Here is a 16,447-nt window from a genome sequence, read left to right on the forward strand (position 1 = left end):
CGGGCACGATGGACCATGCGCTGGAAACCCGCGGTCAACGCCTTCGCGATCACCTTCGCCGACCGCTGGCCCAACGCCCAAACCTACTGATGGAGATCGCCGCAAACACCGTTAGCGAGATAGACCCGATTACTACTGGGACCCCTTTGTGCAGCGTTCAGGCCGGCCAGTGTGGTGATCGAGTGGGAGTTCACCTCGCTGGGAGATGCGCTGCTCGATGGCGTTGGTCTTCGCGGATTCATGAAGTCTTGGGTGCCATGCCAGGGGGTGGTTGTCAGGCTGTGACGAGAGTCTGGTGGGGCCGGTTAGTCGTTGGCGTCGATGGCGGGTGGCGGGGTGTTGCGGCTGCGCGACTGTTGAGGGCCCGGCGACACGGAGCCGGTGTCGATTGCTGCTGAGGCGAGGGTGGTGTTGCCCAGGCCGGTCGCCGCGATGGCCTCGCCGGTCTCGCGGCTGGGTGAGCGGCGATATCGCGCCAGCACGACCCCGAGCTCTCGGGTGTTCGACGCCGGTGTCAGTCCTCGCGTCCGAACAGGCGAGCAATCCATGCCGGAACGGCGACGACATCTACGCATTCACGGCAGCGGCGAGCAAGCAGTCGGTCGATGCGCGCGAACGGGTAGTAGGCGGCTGGGCCATACGCACCCGACAGTCGCCGTCGCAGCGAGAACAGCCTGATCGGTACCGGAATCGAGAGCTCACACAGCCATTTCCGGATCGGCCGGTACCGGTATGGCATCACGCAGTGACATGCGGGGCAGCGGTGGCGCTTGTCTGTGTTCTCGTGCAGGTAGCGTGTCATGTCGTATCTCCTTCGATTGCGAGGGAAGTGCTTCAGGTATTCGATGGACCAGTTCGCCCGGCTGCGTCGGTCTCGGGTGTGGATCTGTGGGCGATGCTTCGCACACGCCGGTTGCAGCGTCGTGGTGTGTCGCTACTTTCGGTCGTCGCACGCACCAGCAGACAGCCCACGCAGATGGTCGGCGATTTCCCATTCGGTCAGGTAAGCCACCAGAAGGGCGAGCTGTGCGCGAATGCCTTGTCCCGAGGCGGTGGTGGCTCGTTCATCGGCGCTGTCGTGGTCGGTGTCGTACACCTGTGGCGGCAGCGGTTTCCAGGTAGGAAGGGGCCTTATGGTCTCGGCATTCGATCGGCATTTGGACGCATTCCGCGGCTATCAGGCCACACCGTGGGGTCGGCTTCGCTACGAGCAGGTCGCAGCCAACCTTGGCCGCCACCTGCCGAACCGTCCTCTTGCGGTGCTCGACGTGGGCGGCGGCAACGGCCTGGACGCGGTGCGCCTGGCCGCCCTGGGCCACCGCGTCACTGTCGTCGACACGTCGCGGGCATCGCTCGAGGAGGCCGCGGCGCTGGCCGAGGCCCACGGTTGCGCGCAGCTAATCGAGACCCGCCTCGCAGGTGCTGCGGACTTGACCGAGATGGCCCCCCGGGAATCGTTCGACGTGGTCATAGCTCACAATGTGCTGCAATACGTGCCGCACCGAGCCGAAGCGCTCGGGGCGATGGCGTCGGTGCTGCGGCCGGGTGGCCTGATTTCGGTGCTCGTGCCGAACCCTGCCAGCGACCCGTTAACTGCGGCTGTGCGGCGCGGGGAGCTGGATGAGGCGGTGCGGCTGCTGGACGCTGCAACCCGGACGTCGGTCACCTACGACACCGAGATCGACGCGGTCACCGCGACCGAGTTGGCTGCCGAGTTGGTCGCCGCGGGCCTGGGTCGACCAGTCCGTTACGGGGTGCGCGCGGTGTGCGATCTGATCAGCGACGACGACGCCAAACACGATCCGCGGTTCTTCGCCCAGCTGCTGCGGCTGGAGAATCTGCTCGCCGACCGGCACCCCTATGTCGAAACGGCCCGCTTCGCCCATCTGATCGCGGCGAAACCCGAAGCGACACCACCGGACAATGTGGCCGACCTCGAGCCACGGCGGGTGCCGATGGATCTGGCCGGCTACGAACGGCGGGTGCGGGCCGAGCAGTGTTTCGTGTGCGCCTTCCTGGCCGGCGAGCCCGGCTACGAGCACCACACGGTCTTCGACGACGGCGAGCATGTCGCGTTCCTGAACCGGTACCCAACGTTGCCCGGCTACGTGCTGGTGGTGCCGCGCCGCCACGTCGAAGACGTGGTGGGCGATCTGACCACCGAGCAGTACCTGCGGCTGCAATCGGTGGTGCACCGGGTCGCCCGCGCTGTTGCCGCGGTGACGAATCCGGAGCGCACCTACGTGATGTCGCTGGGCGCGAAACTCGGCAACGCGCATGTCCACTGGCACATCGCCCCGCTGCCGCCCGGCGTGCCCTACGCCCATCAGCAGCTCTATGCGGTCGACGCAGCCAACGGCATCCTCGACTACAGCGACGCCGAGATGACGCAGTTCGCGACGCGGATCCGTGCAGCACTGGCCGACGACTCATGACTGCGATCCGCTCGGCTCAGGACGGCTCGGGCTGGACTCGGCGCTCACGCACAATCGGCGCGGCGATGAGCTGATCGCAGAGTTTCGCCAGCCGTGGGTAGCGGTCGATGAGCGTATACCTCTGCGGCGGATGCCATGTGCCAGCTGCTGCGGCGAGTTCGGCGGCGGTCAGCCCGGGGGATTCGCGCACGCGCAGGATCGGTAGCGCGAGGCCGTGACCGGCAGGGGGCGAGGTAGTCGTATACGGAGGCACCGTTGCCTGGTCGGGGCCTGTTCAGCGATCTGGGCGATCTCGGTCGGGCTGCCGGGAATCGGTGCGGCGAGGTCGATGACCGCGGTCAGTGTGCTGGTCGGCGCGGTCAGGTACACGTACCAGGCCGACGCGCCGGTGATCGGGTAGCGCTTGCGGTACTCGAAGACCTTCTCACCGCTCATGGTCAGGTCGTAATACTCGGCGTGCAGCGACATCAGAACCCTCGGCACCGGTGCGCGGAAGTCGGTGTCTGTGTCGTCGAAAAGGTCAGGCACTGTGCATCCCTTCGGAGGCCGACTGTCGGGCGGGTGCGCTTTCCGGCTGCTCTCACCGGCGGCAGAGCGTAGTGGATGTGCCGGAACCTGTTGTTCTTCAAGGTATCTGGCAGTAATCCGAGAGGAGGTGACTGGGCCCTGCTGAGACGTAGGTCAGGATTCCGAGCGCCGCGCCCACGCGTAGGGCGAGACTGCGTTGTTGGGCGGCCGGCAGGTCGGCGAAGCCGCGGCAGATTGCGGATCGCTCCTGGTCGAGGGTGGAGTGGCACACGATGTGTCCTTCGTCGCGGAGCGCGTCGCACACCATCTGTGACCGGCGGCCGGCCCGGAGCATCATCAGGTTTCCTGGCCGGAAGATGCAGGTGGTGCAGCGGCCTTTGCAGACGCGGACCTGATTGTCCGAGCAGACGATCGCGGGCTGTGTGTCGTCGTGCTCGGCATCCATGGCCCCCTCCTGTCTACGTCGTTTCGACCCCGGCGCGGCCCACGGGGCGGGGCGGTGACAGCGTCGCAGATTCCCGGTCAGATCGGTATCGTGACGTCGGTTGGATCGCGATCGGCCCTGATCCCTCGGAAGGAGGCGTGCCGCAGCACTCCGGCGAATTCGCGGTATCGGATATCGGCGACGAGCACCGGTTCTACCCAGTGAGCTTGTGCCGCAATGTCTTTCGGTGCCTGGTAAGCGAGTGGGCTGGTGTCGCGGGCGATGTCGTCGAGGGCGGACCACGAAACGCGCGTTCCCGCGTTGCCGCGGGTCATTGCCCAGGCTGGTGAGAGCGAAAACGGGAGGTAGGGCCGTCGATCGCGGCCGTAGGATGCGGAGGTGACCGGCCCGATTCCCATCCCTGTGCATGTTGGGCTTCCCGATCCCTCCTCTCCGTCCGAGGACGGTGAGTCGAGTAGCTCGCGGCCGGCCCGGGGGACGGTTGAGACGCGGAGAATGCCGCTGGCGGCTGCTGGGGTCGATTGGCAACTGGCGGTGTTGATCGACCATCTGCTCGACGACATCACCGCTCCGGCCGCCGATGCCTGCTACGGTGCCCCCGCCGAACTTCAGGCGCTGGTCGCGAAGAAGTGGCCCGCCGGGACAGCGCTGAGTCGATCAGAGTTCGAACGCGCCCGCGGCGGCGCCGGGCGAGTGTGAGTCCCTCGGATGTGGATTGTGCGGCGTGCGCGTGCAGGAGATGGGCCGAGGTTGCGGGTGTTGCGGATGCGGGCGCTGCGTGAGGCCGGGCAAGCATTCCTTGAGACCGTCGATGAGGCGGCAGGGCTGGATGCCGACGCGTGGGAAGCGCGGATCTGCCGCTACAGCCGCCGCGGCCGCCAGGTGCTGGCCGTCGTGGAAGACCCGGACCGGCGGGAGTGGGTCGCGATGGCGGGCGCTTTCGTGGACTGCGAGCGCGACAGCGACGAGTTCGACCTGCCGGATCCACCCGTCACCGTGGGTGATCGATGGGCGATGGTGTGGGGGATGTACGTGGAACCGTGCCACCGCGGCCGAGGCGTGGCCGATGCGCTGTGCGCCGAGCTGTATCGGTGGGCCGGCGAGGACGCCGGTGTCGACTGGTTGGGTCTGCATGTGCGCGACTGCAATACCGCTGCCATCGCGCTGTACCGCCGCCACGGCTACGAGATTGTCGCCCGCCACGCTCACCCTGCGCTAGGAGTGACATCGCTGGTGCTGGTCCGGCCGGTCACCTGACGCGGACGTCGTGCCCGCAGCGCATATGACGGGCCCGCGCAGACCTTCGGTGTGCCGACCGGACAAGATGCGCTACCCATACCGCAGGCCGCGCAATCTTCGGCGTCGAAGAAGACACGCCAGGGTGTCCAAGCATCGACGGCGCTGCGATCGTCGTCGCGGTGTGCACCGGCGAGGACACCGGCGTCGGTGTCTGGACTGTGCTCGGCCCGGTGGTTGCCGGGATGCGGTGCCTCAGGGTGTTTGGGATCGGCGAGGGTGTCCAGCAGCAGCTGGCACAGGTGATCGCGACGTCGACGGCCAGTCGCGCATGCCCAACCGTCAGGCTGCGAGAGATTTGGCTTGACTATGGCCGGTGCAACAGCCCTGGTCGCGCAGTTCGGGGACAGGGCGCGAGCGCTATGTGAGCGAACCGGAATATTATCTTGCGGCAACAACTTTCGGATGCGAGATCAGTCACTAGGTTCGGCGGCAGGCGGTGTGTCGTACGTGGTGAAACTGTCGGGGTCGGGTGTTGCGGCGGCGGGTGCGTTTGGTGGTGGCATCAGGGCGTCGCGCACTTCGTCGAGTGTGGGTGGTGGCGCGTTGTCGGTGATTGCCTCCAGGACCGCAGCGTGCTGGCGGGTGAGGTGGTGGCGAGCCAGCGCGTTGTTGACCTCTACTTCGCGGACGCGGCGGGGATCGTATGTGACGATCGCGGTGAATGGCCTCGCGCGCACCAGCGTCAGCCTGCCACCGATTTCGGCGACGAGTTGTTTGATCGCCTGCTCGTCGCCTTGGAGCGGAAGTTCGGCGTCGTTCAATGCCAGCCGCCGCAGGACGCGGTCTCGGATCTTGTCCAGGCCGTTGGCGGGGCGTGTCCGGTACCGCGCCCAGTCCAGGGCGTCGGCGAGCGCTTGCCGCCACAGATGCACCGCCTCGAATATGGCGTCGTGCTCGGGATTGTGATGCCGCCACTGGAGCCAGTCCGGGTGCCTGCTGCGACCGTTGTCGATCCAGAGGTTCGCGTAGAGGTCGTGGTCGGCTTCGGCGTAGCCCTCGACGGTAGTGGGGATCGGCAGGTCGGTCGGGGCGGGACTGTCGGGTGCGCGGTCGAGGACGGCTCGGATCGAGGTGTGGATGTCGGCCAGAACTGCCGCGGCCCTGGCGAACCGTTGGGGGTCGGGCGGGTATTTCGGCATGGTGTCAGCTTTCGACTGGATGAGCGGCGCAGGTGCAGCGGATGCGCCAGACGATCAACGGTTCCTCGGCCGCTTCCATCTGGACCTGGCGGACCGTGACTTCACGCGTGACCACACGTGACAGCCCGCAAAGCCACTTGGTCATTGGTGGTGGATCACCGGGTAGGGTCGCTGCTGCTCGGCGGTCTGGTCGCCGTCGTGTCCGGGCCACCGTCGCCGGCCATGCCGCAAGGGCAGCCGCGCTTGGTGCTGGTGTCGTCCACCTATGCTGAGGGGCTGAGTCTTCTCCCGTGTGCTGGCGGACCAGGCCCATGACGAGGAACGACTCCTGCTCGCCAGGCGTGGGATCTTCCTGGACGCCTCAGCCGCCTGCCTGACAAGTTGTGGCGCTGCGGCCTCGTGATCAGCTCCCAGGTCAGAATCGACCGCAGTGCTCGTAGCCGATGATCTCTTCGATTCAGGCGGCTACATGTGAGTGGTGGTTGTGGGGAGCTGACGGCGGTACACGGCATTGGTGAAACACGTCCCGGCCGGTCAAGCGCGGCCGGAACATGCCCGAGTCTTTAGACGACCCTCGCGGTGATCAGCTTGTTCCAGATCTCGCCTTGGCCGACGATTTCGACTCCCAGTTTCTGCGCCTTGGTCAGTTTGCTCTGACCGACGTTCGCGCCGGTGATGAGCAGGTGGGTGTTCGCCGAGACCGAGGATGCTACCGTCGCACCCGCTTTTTCGCACAGGCGTTGGAATGTCGGGCGGGCTACCTTCTCGCCGGAGCGCGGGTCGCTGAGAGTGCCGGTGATCACCACCGTTTTGCCTGCCAGGGGTGCGTCGGCCGCTACGGCAGGGGGGAGGTCTTCCTCGCGGACGTCTAGGTCGACGCCCGCGGCTCGCAGTCGCTTGAGTTCCTCCCGCAGGCGGGTGAGGTGTGCGACGAGGGAGGCGGCGACCTTCGGTCCGATGTCCTCCACCGCCACGAGCCGTTCCTCACCTGCATCGGCGACCTCCTCGAGGGAGCGGAATCCCGCGCGGGCCAGGCGTGCGGCGGTGCCGTCGGAGGCCATCGGGATCGCCAGGCCGATCAGTGCGCGGCGCAGGCCGACTCGGCGGCTGGCGTCGATCGAGTCGATCATGCGCGCGGCGGAGACTTCGCCGATGCGGTCGAACTCGAGCAGGCGCTTCTTTGTCAGGGTGTAGAAGTCCGAGGGTTGCTCCAGGATGCCCGCCTCGGCGAGGCGTTCGATCCAGACCGGCCCGATGGCGTCGATGTCTGCTGCCGCCCGCGATGCCCAGTGGATCAGCCTGCGCACTGTCTGCGCGGGGCAGGAGAGGTTGGTGCAGAACAGTTCTCGGCTGTTGCCCTGTTCGGTCACCGGTTGCTCGCAGGAGGGGCAGGTGGTCGGCGGCGCGATCTCGCGTTCTTCGCCGGTGCGTTGGGAGGCGTCGAGCACGCCTGCGACGAAGGGGATCACGTCGCCGGCGCGGCGCACCAGCACGGTGTCACCGATCTTGATGTCGCGGGCGCGGATCACCTCTTGGTTGGCGAGTGTGGCCTTCGTGACCGTTGTGCCGCCCACGAACACCGGCTGCAGCCAGGCGACCGGCACGATCTTGCCCGTCTTGCCGACGTCCCAGACCACCTCGGTCAGCAACGTGGTCTTCTCCTCGGCGGCGAACTTGAACGCCAGCGCGCCACGCGGGGAGTGCGACCGAGTCCCGGCCGCGGCGTAGGCGTCGCGGTCGGCCAGCCGCAGCACGGCACCGTCGAGGTCGTAGTCCAGCTCGTTGCGGCCTTGCTCGATCGCGGTGATCGCCGCCTGCGCCTGCTCGGCGTCGGCGCACAGCCGCATCGCCGCCCCTTCGACCCCCACTGCCCGCAGCCCCTCGGCGAGGTCGGCCGCGGCGCCGCCGAGGGAGGTGTCGAGGTCGAAGCCGAAGAACCGCAGGCGGCGTTCGGCGACTGTGGCCGGGTCCTTCGCGCGCAGTGTGCCCGCCGCGGCGTTGCGCGGATTGATCAGCGGCTTGTCCGGATGCGCGGTGTTGTAGGCGAGGAAGGTCGAACGCAGCATCACCGCCTCGCCCCGCACCTCCACCCGTCCCGCGAGGTCGATCCGTTCGGGGACGCCATCGACCAATGCGCTGACCAGCACGGTCACATCGTCACCGGTGGTGCCGTCACCGCGGGTAACGGCACGCACCAGCCGCCCGTCCTCGAAGACCAGGGCCAGCGACAAGCCGTCGAGCTTCGGCATCACCACCACGGGCTGACCGGGGAAGCGGTCGAAGAACGCCGCGACTTGCTCCGGCTTGGTCGCCTTCTCGAGCGACAGCATCGGACGCGAGTGCCGGACCGGGGCGTGCAGCACCGCGGGCGCGCCGACCTGCTCCAGCGGGTTCGGGTCGGGCGTGAGGTCGGGGTGCGCCTCGATCAGGCTACGCAGCTCGTCCTCGATCGCGTCGTACTCGGCGTCCGCGACCAGCGGCGAGCCCTGGTAGTAGGCGTCGCGCAGCGCCACGATCCGGTCCGCGAGCTCTCGGATATGTTCCCCAATGTCCACGGTGGTGACGCTACCGATCCCCACCGACGTCGAACGGGAACGCGGGTGTGGGCGCTGGGCCTGATCGCGATGTGCCTTTTGGTTGTGGGCTGGGCGGGTTTCTCTTTCGATGCTCATGAGGTCCTATCAGTGTTCATGGTCGTGGGCTGGATTCGATGGGAGGCCATCACCTATGCACCCCACCGTTGCTGAACGTGGAGGAAGCGCCACACGTGAAGGCTTCCGGCAGTTACCGAACAGCTGCATGGCTGGCGGCAGCGCGGCAGCTGGTGGCCTGCCTATCGCGGGTTTGGCGGTCGCTTCGAGTTGGGTGCGGTGTTCAGAGTGTGGGGCCTGCTTGCGGCCCGGGTGGTGGAGCAGCTGCGGATTCTGGTGACGCAGCAGGTGATGCCCAGGATGCGTGTGGCATCGCTGGCAGTGCGGCCAAGAGGTCTGTGGTACCGGCGGCCAGGCTGGGGCTGGTGCGGGAGCGGCCGGAGTTGCCTGGCGATTGGTGCGTGCCGATCCCGCGCGGCAGATCGGGACCGTGACCGCTCGCAGGGGTGGCCCAGTATTCGTCGCGTTCGATGCCGTCGTGGGCGTGGTGGTAGGCAAAGTCGATGGTGTCGTGCAGAGTGCGGAGAATGTCGGTGCGCGCCTCGCCGGGCACGCCGCCGTGGGTCAGCCGCCGACCGAACTCGTTTGCCAGCGTCGTGCATTCGGTGCGCGCCGTGTCGATGTCGACCGTCCAGCGGTGAGCTAACGCGCTGAGATGGATGCTGACCCGCTCCCACGAGCTGCGAATCGGCTCGGCGTCGGTGTTGGTCAGCTCCCGCACCCCGGTGCCGGCCGCGTCGAGGGCGGCGATGAGTCGGTGTTCGGCGACCTCAAGCGTGTCGCGGCCGATCCGGTCGTGTTGTTGTTGGTCGGCGAGGTGTTTGGAGTGCTGGTCGATCAGCAGCAGATCGGGTAGCGCGAAATCGCCGTGATCGATTTCGTGGACCAGGCAGCGGATCATGTCGCGTTCGAGACTGTGGAGTCCGGCGCTGTTGTCGGCGATCGAAGACAGGTCGCGCCGATGGTGGTCCATGCGAGCCAGAAGGTCGTCGATGTCGATGATGTGTTCACCGAGCGGCAGGTCGGGGTCCGCGGCCACGCGGTCGGCGTAGGCGGCCATCGTGGCCGCGGCATCGGCGTAGTCGCGCAGCATGCTTCGCACCTGGTCACGATCGACGTCACGACCCGGCGGCGCGGCGCTCCCTTCGGCCGAGACGGTTTCTGTGGGTGTGGTGTCGGCAGTGGGCCCGATGTTTCGCGCCGCCACGCCGGCCTCGGCGCGCCGGGCTCCGGGTTCTGCTGTGGATTGAGGGCTGGGGTCGAGGAGTGTCGGGGATGAGCGCAGGTCGAAGGTTTCCGGTTGCCATCCCGAAAGGTAGGTGAGCCCGAACTGGACGATCTCTCGAGTGGCAGGTGGGACTTCGGCGCGCTGCATCGCCGCGTCGATGTCGTGGCGGATGGCGTCGAGCCGGAGGCGTTCGGTGTGGTCGGCGGATCGGGAGAACGACATCGTCCACCGGTGCAGCTGCTGATCGATCTCGCTGCGGCGCTCGGCAGGGACCCCGGCCAGTGTGTTGTCGGCGAATTTTCTGGCTGAGATGCCTCGGTTGAAGGCGCTGACGCGCTCGCTGGTCCATTCCGCCCAGCCGGGGTCGACGGCGGGATCTACGGTGACCGTGCCGGTGTCGGGGTCGAGGATCAGCCCGGACTCGTCGTGAAAGCTCTCGATCAGGTTGGCGAGGGTTTCCGCGGCGAGCGTCGAGTCGCTACGCCACAGCCACGCGTCGGTCAGCGCGGCCGCCAGCTGCTCGTCCGAGCCTTGGTAGTCCAGCTGCAGCATCCGCTGGTGGGCCGCGGCACGCCGGCGGGAGATCATGTCGTCACCGCCGGTGAGCCCCGAACTGCTGTCGGGGTGGCCCGAGACCCACTGCGAGAGCAGCACGCTCGCGCGGTGCTGCGCCACTTTGATCAGCAGATGCGCCATCCGCTGTCCTCGCCCGGCCACTCCCGTCGCCAGCGGCGCGCTCATCACCGGACCCCCGCGGCCCTGGGCGCGAGCGCGTGGGGTGGGTGGTCACCGATGACTGTGGTGAGGTGGAGGTCCATCGTCGCTTCACTTCGCAGGCTGGATGCAAGGTCAACTCACCCGGGCCGGGCACACGTGATCGGCCGTCCGGCCGATGTGCCTGGGGGGCTGGATCAGCCGTCGACAACGCGGTGTCGGGTTCGGCTGTTCGGTTTCCATCACAGCTGCTGAGACCGAGGTCATGGCAGTGCTCGGTGCGCTGCATCCTGCATTGATGCGCGCCAGCCTCACAGTCGATGAGCGCTGTGCACTGATCAGGGCGGGGCGTCAATGGGCGCGGGAATCAGGGCCGGCCGGTTTTCGTGGTGGTGCCGGGTGCGGCGGGCAGCGCGTTGCTCTGCGGTAGCGGCATCCATGGTCGTCCGTGCGGGTGGTAGCGGCGATCGAGCCAGTGGATTTCCTGACCGCAGGTGGCGCCGACGACTCGCGCCCATGGCAGTTGGCGGTCCTGGTGGCGCTGTAGCGATTCGAGTAGGGCCCGTGCCGGCGGGGTGAAGCGATTGAGGATCGGGTGCTTCGAATCGGAAAGCATGAGTGTGCTGCCCGCCCGATCGGTCGGGGTTTTGGCTTCGCTGTCGAGGGCGCGCAGCACCCCAACCGAAAACCCCAACTCGGACATGATGACGGCGACCAGGCAGCACGCAGCGCCGGCGACGACGTAGCGCGGCGCGTGCCCGGTCGCGACATGCCGATCACGGCGATCCGGGTCAGCGGTGGTGACAGCGACGAGCACGGTGTAGACCTCGGTGACGTCGAATCGACGACGCGGGCCGCGGCGCGAGCGTTTGCCCATGAGACATCTTCCTTTCGTGATCGACACTTCGATGACAGCCGCTGCCGGCACCGCGGGAGTGCCGGGCCGGGTACAGGTTGCTGGTGGGAAGGTCGCCGGTGCTTGGGTGAGGCCGCGTCGACAACCTCAGACAGGCTCGCTGTCGTGGAGTGTTGCCAGTGGTCGCGGTGTTCGCCCGTCCCACACCAGCACCGTGCGGCCGCGGTCGTGACAGCGGTGGGCGAAGACGGCGGGGACTGCGCAATAGTTCTGTCCGCGGACGCCGTGCTGATCGAGGTGTTCGCCGACGTTGTCGGCCAGCCAGTACGCGACGAAACTGCGGCGGCCTTGCTCCTCGGGCTTGTCGTCGCGGAACTCGATCATGGTCAGTTCACGATTGCCGCGGAAGTGTTCGATATCAGGACCCGACCACGGCCGCGCCTGTGACAGCGGGCGATACCAGTAATCCGTCGGATACATTCCGTGCTGCTTGGTCCAGTTCCAGTTGCGGAGACTGGTAGATCCGCAGGCGCAGGGTGCCGTCGAAGCCCGGTTACGCTCCGCGTGACCAATCAGCACGTTGGTACCCCAGCAGTCGCGCATCGGTGACGCTGGGCCCTTGTTCTCGGTGCCGACCAGCAACATCTCGTCCGGCCGGACCAGAATGCCACCGATAGCCTCCACCGGTTCGATGATCGGCACCGCTACCGCCTCGGGGGGCGATCCGATAGACCCGGCCGTCGCAGAGATCGGGTCACGAACATCCGTCCCGGCTGCTGGCGGACATGCCGATCACCGAGGTCGCACCGGGGCAGTCGATCCGCTGCCCGTACGCTTTGCCCCCGCGGCGCGTTGCCGTACCTCGTCGACGGTCCAGCCACTCGGAAGAATGCCCTCGTTCACCAACTGATTGTTTGCAGTAACCGTGCGATCGAAGCGATCCAGCGCGAACTACGAATGGAGGGGACCAGCCCCGAGATGGTCTGTCGCCGGGACTATCCCGGCGGATTCTAAAGCCTCTCCCACCCGGGCAACCCGACCGGCTGTCATTCGGATTCGAGCATCGTGGGTAGGCCGCGCGAGTCTCTTCATCATCTCCTCGACCGACACCACGTACCGGCGATCCCGCGCCGGTACGGCGGCGCGCACGCTGTCATTGGTCAGACAAACCAACGCGCGGATGTACACGTCCTCTCCCGCAGCACGCAGCAAGCGCGCGAGCGCTGAGCTCTTGTACGCTGTCAGCTGGAGCGCATCGGCGTGCTCGATCACCTCACCAGCCTCGGTGGTTTGGATCCATGTGCCGCCCTTCGCCTCGATATCTCCTCGCCAGGATTTGAGCTCGACCATGTATATCCCGTTCGGCGAGGTGATCAGAAGATCCACCTCGTGCATGCCGCCTTGTGCTGTGGCGAAACTGAAGTTCGACCACGCGCGCCAGGGGTCGGCATCGGGCAGGGCCCGACGAATACGCGCCAGCCCGGATCGCTCGTGCGCGAATACCGATTCATTGATCGCTGTCCAACGGGGGCGGCCGTATGGTCTGTGCTGCGGAATCATTCGCGGATGCGGCGTTGGATCTTTGGGGTAGCCCACTGCGTTGCTCTTCCTCTGAGGCGACGAATTTGCCGATCTATATCTGTAGTAGTCGGATGTCCGCAACGGAACCCATCACCGGTTCCAGGCCCGCTCATACCGCCTTCCCGCGGTTGTGGGCTGCGCAGCATCCGAGCACCTCGATCGATCTCGGCGAGCACATGCGATCAGGGCGTGCGCAGTTCGCGATCAGGGATCGAGCGCCACATCGGGAGAGGTTCGCGGTGCGGCCGCGCTGTTTGGGGTGGCAGAACCGGTAGCGCGACGAAGGCCAGGGCGCAGAGTCCCTGTCAGTCCCGCAGCCTCGATCGCGTTGCCGATTCCGGAGCCGGCCGTCTGTGCCCGGATCTTGTCGAGGATGGTCTCGAGGTCGCGGTGGTTGGTGGGATCCAGCACCGCGGGCGCGGTGGGGTCGGCGCGCGGGACGTGATGCGCCGGAAAACCCCGAGCAGGACACGATGGTCGGTCGGCTTGCGGCCACCGGTGTCACGTGACCACATCCCCGCCCAGTTCCACTCCTTCGTAGTGACCTGGCTGTAGTCCAATTCGTAGCGCCCGGAGACGACTTGGCGGTCGAGAAACAACTTCTCGCTGCGTCCGTTCCCTTCACGGAACGGGTGGGCGAAGTTGAGTAGCATGTGGGAGCGCGCGGCGCGGTCGACGAACTGATCAAGATCCAGGCCGGGCCAGTCGATTTCACGAATTTCGGCGCTCGCTTCGGTGAGGTAGTCCTCGAGCACGGACGGGCTAGCGAATTCGAAGTTCTCACCCTTGAACAGCCTGACGGTGCGGAATTCTCCGGCCCAGTCGTAGATGTTCGAGAACAGGTGACGGTGGATGGCGCACCACTCCGCCGCATCGCCGGTGGCAGGAATGTCGGCGCGGCCCTGCTCGATCTCGATCGAGCGCAGCGCGGTTTCGCGGTACTCGCGTGCGGCGAGTTGTTCGGGGTCGCGTATTCCGTATCGGTTGCGCAGAACATCGCTGCGCACCCCGTCCTCGGCGGGCCACAGGTAGGGGTCGGCCCATTCCGGGGTGTCGGGCATCAGCGCGGCCGCGGCCTGTGACTGCGACGCGCGGCCCAGTCGTCGGAGCGTCTGTTGTACTCCTCGGGGGTGATCGTCCCGGTCACTGCCGCGATCAGATCGGCGAGGGTCTCACGGTCGGGTTCGATCCCTACTTCTTGAGCGTGGTTGGCTACCGTCCAGGTGATCGCGCGGCGGGTCGGCCCGTCCAGGGATTCGAAGGGATCCGGGTACCGAAGCTCCCAGTCCTTGGCACCTTCCACGGCCGACCTCCCGCAGCATTGATCAACTGCTGTCAAGTCTGCCGACGTGCCCGGTGATGTGCCAGCGCCGAGATCTATGGTCGAGGGCCGCGTAACGGCCGGCGTGCTCGAACGGGGTCCAGCGGGCGTGTCCTGACGGCCTGCGCCGTTCGACGACGAGTGCAGCGACGGAGCTGGCGCACTGTGCCCGAGTGCGTGCTCGCCAGAGCAGCATCATGTCTTCGGTCGGTATCCGAAGCTGTGGTAGGTGCCACGGGCCGCCATGACCGCGGCGGTGAGTGCTTCATTGACACCGAGGGCCCGCCGATAGTTGGGCACGTGGGGGTCGTGGCACATTCCGTGGGAGATGTACCATTCGGCGGCGACGTCATCGGAGTTCGGTGTTCCTCCGCGCCAGTGCTGCCCAGAACCTGGGCAGGTGGACCGCCGCCCCGAGACCCATTCGTAGGCCTCGATCTGGCCTGTGATCCAGTCGTCGGGCTCGGCGTCGGCGCCGGAGTGGTCACGGGCAAACGCAAGCCCCTCCTCGATCGCCGGCAGCGGTGACTGAACGGGCGCAGGCGGAAGGATCCGCAATGCGCGGGCGATCGATAGTGGATCTGCCTGTGTTCTGCGCATCACAGCGAGCGTGACATCTCCTGGCCATTGCAGCAGTGGACGCGCTGTTCCGGCGATCCAGAAATCTGGCTGCTCGCCAGTATTTTCGTCGCGCCACAACTGCACCCAGTAGCAGTCGAGTTCCCACCCCCAGAGGCTTCGCTGTTCCCAGCCATCCAGCCACACCGCGTCGGTGAATTCCTCCTCGCGGCGGCGCATGAAATTGACCGTATGATCCATTCTCTTCGAACCTTCCGTGTCGTACCGGACCACGACATACCCCCGGCCAGCGGTATCGCTGCCGGATCGTGTTCGGCGTGTGTGCGTCCTGTCGCAGCGGCCCTGGGTGTGCAGCATCAGACGAGTGGCGGCCGCCGCGGGGTCGGGAGATGACCTGTACGGTCGCCTGCCGCCCGACAGTGACCTGACCATGTTTTCCTCGGTGCTGGGCGGTTGTGTCCGGTCCGTGACGAGGCTCGATGAAGCGGGCACGTCAGTTGGTGGTGTCGGCCGCGGATGAGGAACGGTAGGTGTGCGGCGGCGGGCTCGGCGACGAGGCACTGAGGTCGTCGTCGAATGTCGCGGAGCCGCTGGTCGTGGTGTCGAGTCCGGCCGCGGCGACGGCCTGGCCAGTATCGTGACCTGGGGTGGGGCGATATCGCTCCAGCACGGTGTCCAAGTCGCGGGGGTCGATGGGGTCCACTCCGAGGACGGTCGCGGTGCGGTGGATGGTGATTTGGGCGAATACCGGCAGCAGCGGATAGTGGGAGGGCGCTCCGTAGAGCGCGGGGCGGGATTCCCTGGAGGCTGCGTTCCACACAGCTGGCTCGATTCGGCTGTAGTCGAGTTTCCAGGACGCGTCTTCGATCTGGCGATCGAGGAACAACCGTGACGCACGGCCGTTGCCTTCGCGGAAGGGGTGGGCCCAGTTCAAAGACGCGTAGACCTGTGCGGTGAGCTCGATGAACGCAAGCCGGTCCAAGGAGTGCCATTCGATGCTGCGGATGTCGTCGAGGACGGTCGGGATGTAGGCGTTGAACAGTTCTGGGGCGAGGAAGGTCCGCAATCCTTTGCCGAGGGGAACATCGCGCAGTTGGCCGGCCCACTCATAGACATTTCCGAACAGATGAGCGTGGATGGCCTGCCACTCGCGCAGGTCACCGGTCCGGGGAATGTCGACCCGGTCGAGATGGATTTCCAGCGCCCGTTTGGTTGTTTCCCGGTATTCGCGACGGCGCAGTTCGTCTTCGTCGTGGAGCCCGTAGAGGTTGCGCAGCATCGTGCGACCGGGGCTTTTCTCCGACGGCCACAGGTAGGACTCCCACCGGTCATCGTCGGTCGCCGCCTGCTCGATCGTCATAGCCGAACACCGATCCCGGCGGCGGGTGAACGATCACACGGCATCTGACGGGAGATCGGCGCCACACCGGCGCCGACGCTCGACCGGGAGCCAGTTGTGAAGACGACATCAAGGTCAGCGGCGGAGTGACCGTGGCGTAATCGGCTTCCTGGCATGCCAATTACTCCCGAGTTCGACGGCAACGATGTCTGGCTCAGTCTGCCCGCGCTGACAGGTCGTTCGACGAAACAGCATCCGCAACGGCGATCGTGTCGTCACCACACGGCTCAGCGCGACCGTTGTCGTGGCTGCCGGCGCCGTGGTGTCCGCTG

At 66.6% G+C, this 16,447-nt stretch carries 18 protein-coding genes; 3 read left to right on the plus strand and 15 right to left on the minus strand.

The window, feature by feature from the left end:
- Positions 1-305: 305 nt before the first annotated feature.
- Positions 306-482: a hypothetical protein gene (locus tag IU450_RS37875; RefSeq protein WP_195154525.1), complete on the minus strand. Its 177-nt coding sequence runs from the start codon at positions 480-482 to the stop codon at positions 306-308.
- Between the two features lie 651 nt (positions 483-1,133).
- Here IU450_RS37875 and IU450_RS37880 point away from each other — a divergent pair.
- On the plus strand, positions 1,134-2,435 hold the full coding sequence (locus tag IU450_RS37880) for a methyltransferase domain-containing protein (RefSeq protein ID WP_195154526.1): 1,302 nt from the start codon (positions 1,134-1,136) through the stop codon (positions 2,433-2,435).
- Between the two features lie 168 nt (positions 2,436-2,603).
- Here IU450_RS37880 and IU450_RS37885 read toward each other — a convergent pair whose 3' ends face one another.
- The 3 genes from IU450_RS37885 to IU450_RS40450 form a co-directional block, all read right to left on the minus strand.
- Entirely contained in the window at positions 2,604-2,963 is a 360-nt protein-coding gene (locus IU450_RS37885; protein WP_228835702.1) for an ASCH domain-containing protein, read from the minus strand.
- A gap of 97 nt (positions 2,964-3,060) precedes the next feature.
- Complete coding sequence (locus IU450_RS37890; RefSeq protein WP_195154527.1) at positions 3,061-3,408, minus strand: hypothetical protein; 348 nt, start codon at positions 3,406-3,408, stop codon at positions 3,061-3,063.
- Positions 3,409-3,485: 77 nt separating this feature from the next.
- Positions 3,486-3,722 (minus strand): hypothetical protein, encoded by a 237-nt coding sequence (locus IU450_RS40450; RefSeq protein WP_228835703.1) that lies wholly within the window; start codon positions 3,720-3,722, stop codon positions 3,486-3,488.
- 181 nt (positions 3,723-3,903) lie between these two features.
- On the opposite strand from IU450_RS40450, the gene IU450_RS37900 reads away from it, so the two are divergent.
- Both IU450_RS37900 and IU450_RS37905 read left to right on the plus strand, forming a co-directional pair.
- Complete coding sequence (locus IU450_RS37900; RefSeq protein ID WP_195154578.1) at positions 3,904-4,107, plus strand: hypothetical protein; 204 nt, start codon at positions 3,904-3,906, stop codon at positions 4,105-4,107.
- Positions 4,108-4,173: 66 nt separating this feature from the next.
- Entirely contained in the window at positions 4,174-4,665 is a 492-nt protein-coding gene (locus IU450_RS37905; RefSeq protein WP_195154529.1) for a GNAT family N-acetyltransferase, read from the plus strand.
- 452 nt (positions 4,666-5,117) lie between these two features.
- On the opposite strand, the gene IU450_RS37910 is transcribed toward IU450_RS37905, so the two are convergent.
- The 11 genes from IU450_RS37910 to IU450_RS37960 all read right to left on the minus strand — a co-directional run bounded on the left by IU450_RS37910 (position 5,118) and on the right by IU450_RS37960 (position 16,136).
- Positions 5,118-5,846 (minus strand): hypothetical protein, encoded by a 729-nt coding sequence (locus IU450_RS37910; RefSeq protein ID WP_195154530.1) that lies wholly within the window; start codon positions 5,844-5,846, stop codon positions 5,118-5,120.
- A 4-nt stretch (positions 5,847-5,850) separates the two neighbouring features.
- Positions 5,851-5,991 carry a hypothetical protein gene (locus IU450_RS37915; RefSeq protein ID WP_195154531.1) on the minus strand — a complete coding sequence of 47 codons (141 nt, stop codon included), beginning with the start codon at positions 5,989-5,991 and terminating at the stop codon, positions 5,851-5,853.
- A 418-nt stretch (positions 5,992-6,409) separates the two neighbouring features.
- Positions 6,410-8,401: an NAD-dependent DNA ligase LigA gene (ligA, locus tag IU450_RS37920; RefSeq protein WP_195154532.1), complete on the minus strand. Its 1,992-nt coding sequence runs from the start codon at positions 8,399-8,401 to the stop codon at positions 6,410-6,412.
- Positions 8,402-8,720: 319 nt separating this feature from the next.
- Positions 8,721-10,466: a hypothetical protein gene (locus IU450_RS37925; protein ID WP_195154533.1), complete on the minus strand. Its 1,746-nt coding sequence runs from the start codon at positions 10,464-10,466 to the stop codon at positions 8,721-8,723.
- A 340-nt stretch (positions 10,467-10,806) separates the two neighbouring features.
- The gene (locus IU450_RS37930; RefSeq protein WP_195154534.1) at positions 10,807-11,316 is read right to left on the minus strand and encodes a hypothetical protein; all 510 of its coding nucleotides are present in this window, start codon (positions 11,314-11,316) and stop codon (positions 10,807-10,809) included.
- A 126-nt stretch (positions 11,317-11,442) separates the two neighbouring features.
- Positions 11,443-11,940, minus strand: coding sequence for a hypothetical protein (locus IU450_RS37935; RefSeq protein ID WP_195154535.1), 498 nt, complete (start codon positions 11,938-11,940; stop codon positions 11,443-11,445).
- A gap of 306 nt (positions 11,941-12,246) precedes the next feature.
- Complete coding sequence (locus IU450_RS37940; protein ID WP_195154536.1) at positions 12,247-12,891, minus strand: NERD domain-containing protein; 645 nt, start codon at positions 12,889-12,891, stop codon at positions 12,247-12,249.
- A 290-nt stretch (positions 12,892-13,181) separates the two neighbouring features.
- Entirely contained in the window at positions 13,182-13,937 is a 756-nt protein-coding gene (locus IU450_RS37945; RefSeq protein WP_195154537.1) for a Fic/DOC family protein, read from the minus strand.
- Complete coding sequence (locus tag IU450_RS37950) at positions 13,937-14,179, minus strand: alpha-mannosidase (protein WP_195154538.1); 243 nt, start codon at positions 14,177-14,179, stop codon at positions 13,937-13,939. The genes IU450_RS37945 and IU450_RS37950 overlap by 1 nt, the downstream gene beginning before the upstream one ends.
- Positions 14,180-14,392: 213 nt before the next feature.
- The gene (locus IU450_RS37955) at positions 14,393-15,016 is read right to left on the minus strand and encodes a hypothetical protein (RefSeq protein ID WP_195154539.1); all 624 of its coding nucleotides are present in this window, start codon (positions 15,014-15,016) and stop codon (positions 14,393-14,395) included.
- A gap of 253 nt (positions 15,017-15,269) precedes the next feature.
- Positions 15,270-16,136 carry a Fic/DOC family protein gene (locus tag IU450_RS37960; protein ID WP_195154540.1) on the minus strand — a complete coding sequence of 289 codons (867 nt, stop codon included), beginning with the start codon at positions 16,134-16,136 and terminating at the stop codon, positions 15,270-15,272.
- Between the last annotated feature and the right edge of the window lie 311 nt (positions 16,137-16,447).

Origin of the sequence: Nocardia abscessus (genome assembly GCF_015477775.1) — a bacterium.
GTDB lineage: Bacteria > Actinomycetota > Actinomycetes > Mycobacteriales > Mycobacteriaceae > Nocardia > Nocardia abscessus_A.

Coding starts and splice junctions, on each gene's coding strand:
- IU450_RS37880 (WP_195154526.1), top strand. CDS start 1,134: ATGGTCTCGGCATTCGATCGGCATTTGGACGCATTCCGCGGCTATCAG.
- IU450_RS37890 (WP_195154527.1), bottom strand. CDS start 3,408: ATGGATGCCGAGCACGACGACACACAGCCCGCGATCGTCTGCTCGGAC.
- IU450_RS40450 (WP_228835703.1), bottom strand. CDS start 3,722: ATGACCCGCGGCAACGCGGGAACGCGCGTTTCGTGGTCCGCCCTCGAC.
- IU450_RS37900 (WP_195154578.1), top strand. CDS start 3,904: ATGCCGCTGGCGGCTGCTGGGGTCGATTGGCAACTGGCGGTGTTGATC.
- IU450_RS37905 (WP_195154529.1), top strand. CDS start 4,174: ATGCGGGCGCTGCGTGAGGCCGGGCAAGCATTCCTTGAGACCGTCGAT.
- IU450_RS37910 (WP_195154530.1), bottom strand. CDS start 5,846: ATGCCGAAATACCCGCCCGACCCCCAACGGTTCGCCAGGGCCGCGGCA.
- IU450_RS37915 (WP_195154531.1), bottom strand. CDS start 5,991: ATGACCAAGTGGCTTTGCGGGCTGTCACGTGTGGTCACGCGTGAAGTC.
- IU450_RS37925 (WP_195154533.1), bottom strand. CDS start 10,466: ATGAGCGCGCCGCTGGCGACGGGAGTGGCCGGGCGAGGACAGCGGATG.
- IU450_RS37930 (WP_195154534.1), bottom strand. CDS start 11,316: ATGGGCAAACGCTCGCGCCGCGGCCCGCGTCGTCGATTCGACGTCACC.
- IU450_RS37935 (WP_195154535.1), bottom strand. CDS start 11,940: ATGTTGCTGGTCGGCACCGAGAACAAGGGCCCAGCGTCACCGATGCGC.
- IU450_RS37945 (WP_195154537.1), bottom strand. CDS start 13,937: ATGCCCGACACCCCGGAATGGGCCGACCCCTACCTGTGGCCCGCCGAG.
- IU450_RS37955 (WP_195154539.1), bottom strand. CDS start 15,016: ATGGATCATACGGTCAATTTCATGCGCCGCCGCGAGGAGGAATTCACC.
- IU450_RS37960 (WP_195154540.1), bottom strand. CDS start 16,136: ATGACGATCGAGCAGGCGGCGACCGACGATGACCGGTGGGAGTCCTAC.